The 3480-nt window shown below is 71.3% G+C and carries 4 protein-coding genes and 1 pseudogene; all 5 read left to right on the forward strand.

Going from position 1 to position 3480, the window contains the following annotated elements; genetic code table 11:
- A pseudogene (locus IJH84_RS13940) lies at positions 1–307 on the forward strand (allophanate hydrolase subunit 2 family protein); the annotation flags it as partial.
- A 13-nt stretch (positions 308–320) separates the two neighbouring features.
- A complete protein-coding gene (locus tag IJH84_RS13945; RefSeq protein WP_295145013.1) occupies positions 321–1106 on the forward strand; it encodes a putative hydro-lyase in 786 nt (261 codons plus the stop codon).
- 140 nt (positions 1107–1246) lie between these two features.
- Positions 1247–2107: an SAM-dependent methyltransferase gene (locus IJH84_RS13950; protein ID WP_295145020.1), complete on the forward strand. Its 861-nt coding sequence runs from the start codon at positions 1247–1249 to the stop codon at positions 2105–2107.
- A 66-nt stretch (positions 2108–2173) separates the two neighbouring features.
- Complete coding sequence (locus IJH84_RS13955) at positions 2174–2638, forward strand: hypothetical protein (RefSeq protein WP_200071083.1); 465 nt, start codon at positions 2174–2176, stop codon at positions 2636–2638.
- A 324-nt stretch (positions 2639–2962) separates the two neighbouring features.
- On the forward strand, positions 2963–3480 hold a 518-nt coding region (locus IJH84_RS13960; protein WP_295145017.1), incomplete at its 3' end, for a TMEM165/GDT1 family protein.

Below are 3480 nucleotides of genomic sequence, written 5' to 3' on the forward strand. Positions count from 1 at the left end.
CTGGTTCACCGACGCCGCGGTCGACGCGCTGCTCGGCGAACCGTTCGAGGTGGCCCCGCAGAGCAACCGGGTCGGGATGCGCCTGAACGGCCCGGAGCTGACCCGCGCGCGCACCGACGAACTGCCCAGCGAAGGCATGGTGGTGGGGTCGTTGCAGGTCCCGCCGTCCGGGCGGCCCACGCTGTTCCTCGCCGACCACCCCGTGACCGGCGGCTACCCGGTGATCGCGGTGTTGCCCGCGGCCGAGGTCGATCGCGCGGCGCAGGCCCGGCCGGGCCGCAAGCTGCGCTTCCGCCGGGTTCGTTGAGAGGAGACGACGGTTGCGGACCGAATCGAAGGAGCTGAGCCCGCAGCAGGCGAGAGCGCAGTTCCGCGCCGGCCTGCGGGTGCCCACGTCGGGGTTCTGCGCGGGCTGGACGCAGGCGAACCTGATCACGCTGCCGCGCGAGCACGCCTACGACTTCCTGCTGTTCGCCCAGCGCAACCCGAAGTCGTGCCCGGTGCTGGACGTGACCGAGCCGGGCGGGACCGCGGCGCGGCTCTTCGACGGCGACCTGCGCACCGACCTGCCCGCCTACCGGATCTACCGGGACGGCGAACTGGTCGAGGAACGCGACGAGGTCACCGGGCTGTGGCGGGACGACCTGGTGTCGTTCCTGGTCGGCTGCAGCTTCACCTTCGAGGCCGCGCTGATCGAGGCGGGCGTCCCGGTCCGGCACCTGGACCAGGACCGCAACGTGCCGATGTACCGCACCGATCAGGAATGCCGCCCGGCGGGCGCGCTGTCCGGGCCGCTGGTGGTGTCGATGCGGCCGATGCCCGCCGATCAAGTGGCCACGGCGGTGCGGATCACGTCGCGCTACCCGGCAGTGCACGGCGCGCCGGTGCACATCGGCTCGCCCGCGGACATCGGCGTGCGCGACTTGGACGCGCCGGACTTCGGGGAGCCGGTGGAAGTCCGGCCCGGCGAGGTGCCGGTGTTCTGGGCGTGCGGCGTGACGCCGCAGGCGGCGGTGATGCGGTCCAAGCCGTCGCTGGCGATCGGGCACGCGCCAGGGCACATGGCGATCACCGATGCGCGGGACGGCGAATATCTGGTGCCTTGAGGCGGTGCCGGGACATCGCGGCCGGGACATCGCGGCGCGGATGCCGCCTTCCCGATGCGGGAACTCGTTTTTCCCGGTTTTCGCTGTCCACGATCGTCGCGGCGATCTACGCTAGGGGCTCGCCGATTCTGGGGGCGTTGATGCAAGGATCCGACGCGGGCGGTGCGCTCGCCGGAGCGGAGCTTCCGCAGCGGCCGTCGATCGCGCGGATCTTTGACTACTACCTCGGCGGCAGCAGCCACTTCGAGGTCGACCGGGGCACCGCCGAAGACCTCACCGCCGTGCTGCCGAACCTGCGCGGGCACGTGCTGGCGGTGCACGGCTTCCTGCGGCGGGCGGTGCGCTACCTGATGTCCAGCGGTATCGACCAGTTCCTCGACCTCGGAACCGGGCTGTCGACGACCGGGGACGTGCACGGCGCCGCGCAGCGGGCCGATCCTTGCGCGCGAGTGGCCTACGTCGACGCGGATCCGGTGACCGTGCGGCTCGCCGAACGGCAGCTGCACGACGTGCGCGGGGTGACCGTGACCGAGGCGGACCTGCGCCAACCGGCCAGCGTGCTCACCGCTCCCGGAGTGACCTCGGTGCTGGACTTCACCCGGCCGGTCGGGGTGCTCGCGGTGGCCGCGCTGCCGTTCATCACCGACGACGCCGAGCTGACCGGGGTGGTCGCCGCTTACCGGGACGCCTGCCCGGTGCACAGCGCGCTGGTGCTCTCGCACCTCTCGCCGGTGACCGCCACCCCGGCGCAGATCTCCGCGTTCGGACCCGTCGCCGCGCGGGTCGGGGCCACCCCGGCGTGGCGGTCGCCGGAGGATTTCCGCTCCTTGCTGGACGGATACGAGATCGTGGAACCGGGGCTGGTGCACACGACGAAATGGCGTCCCGAAGTGGATGACGCGGCGGGTTTTCCGGTGGAAGCGGGCGCGGACACCTATTCGGCGGTGGGGCAGCTCGCTTCCCGGGAATCCACCGGGCCGCTCCGGCTCACCCTTCCGTGATCCCGGCCGACACGCCGACGAATGTTGTCCCGTTGACGGCGGTGTTCCGCTTCTAACGTCGTCGGCATGGATTTTCACGACGAACAGCGAGTGGGTGCGCACACCTACGGGATAACTGCGGGCACCGTGGCGGCGGAAAGCGGCCGTGCTCCGGCGGTGCGGATGCGGTTCACGGGATCGGACGCGGACGGCGTGGTCGTGTCCGAAGGCGACTTGACGATCACGGTCGACGAGCTGGCCGATGCCGGCGCGTTCCTGGGGCGGACGCTGGCCGGGTTGGCCGCGTTCCACGGGCGGCGGCCGCGAAAGCCGCGGGGAGCTGCGATGCACGCGGGCAGGCCTTGGTCGTCCGAGCACGGTGCGCGGTTGCGGTCGCGATGGCTGGACGGTGCGGCGGGGACTCCGGCGAGCACCGTGCTGGCCGAGCTGGCCGCCGAGCTGGGGCGCACCAGCAGCGCGGTGCGCGCCCAGCTGCCGCGCGTCGGCTGCGACCCCGACGTGCCGGGCAGGGAATTGCCGAACGGCCCGTAGCAAGCCGTTCGGATCACCTGGAAATTGCGTCTGGGATTGCCGAAAAAGCACGTTGCGGCACGGCGAAAGAGCCGTTTGGGGATGAGGTGGTAATTGATTCGACGACTCGAGTTGGGTTGCACGCCTTGATTGTTCCGCGTGCGCCGGTAACCTCGTGGGCAGAAGGGGAGTAGCCCTCAATTCCGTGGTCGACACACTGGCGGCGAAGACGCGCCCGGGCACGGAGCCTCGCCGAATTCGGGCGGGCGGGCGAGACCTTCGATCCGGTACACGCCGGGTCGAAGGCTGCGCGCCTCCGGTCCGGCCGAGCAAGAGGGGTACGACGTGTTCACGAGCCTCGCGGTGAGTTCCGCGGCGATCTTCGTCGCCGAACTCGGGGACAAGTCCCAGCTGATGGCCATGACCTTCGCCACCAGGTTCCGCGCATGGCAGGTGCTGGTGGGCATCAGCCTGGCCACCGCGATCGTGCACCTGGCCTCGGTGGGGCTCGGCTTCGGCATGGGCGAACTGCTGCCGACCGAGTGGATCGGCCTGGTCGCCGGTGTCGCCTTCCTCGGCTTCGCGGCGTGGACGGTGCGCGGCGACCACCTCACCGAGCAGGACAAGAGCCGCGCGTCGCGCACCGCCCGATCCGCGGTCGTCGCGGTCACCGTGGCGTTCCTGCTGGCCGAGCTCGGCGACAAGACGATGCTCGCCACGGTCACCCTCGCCTCGCAGCACGACTGGCTCGGCACCTGGATCGGCTCGACGGTCGGCATGGTGCTGGCCGACGCGCTGGCCATCGGCGTCGGCCTGCTGCTGGGCAGGCACCTGCCGGACCGCGTCATCCGCTACGGCGCGGC

It is taken from the genome of Saccharopolyspora sp. (assembly GCF_017434145.1).
Taxonomy (GTDB): Bacteria; Actinomycetota; Actinomycetes; order Mycobacteriales; family Pseudonocardiaceae; genus Saccharopolyspora_C; species Saccharopolyspora_C galaxeae.

Bases quoted from the DNA above. Each gene is read 5' to 3' on its own strand.
- IJH84_RS13955 (WP_200071083.1), top strand. From the start codon at position 2,174: ATGGATTTTCACGACGAACAGCGAGTGGGTGCGCACACCTACGGGATA.
- IJH84_RS13950 (WP_295145020.1), top strand. From the start codon at position 1,247: ATGCAAGGATCCGACGCGGGCGGTGCGCTCGCCGGAGCGGAGCTTCCG.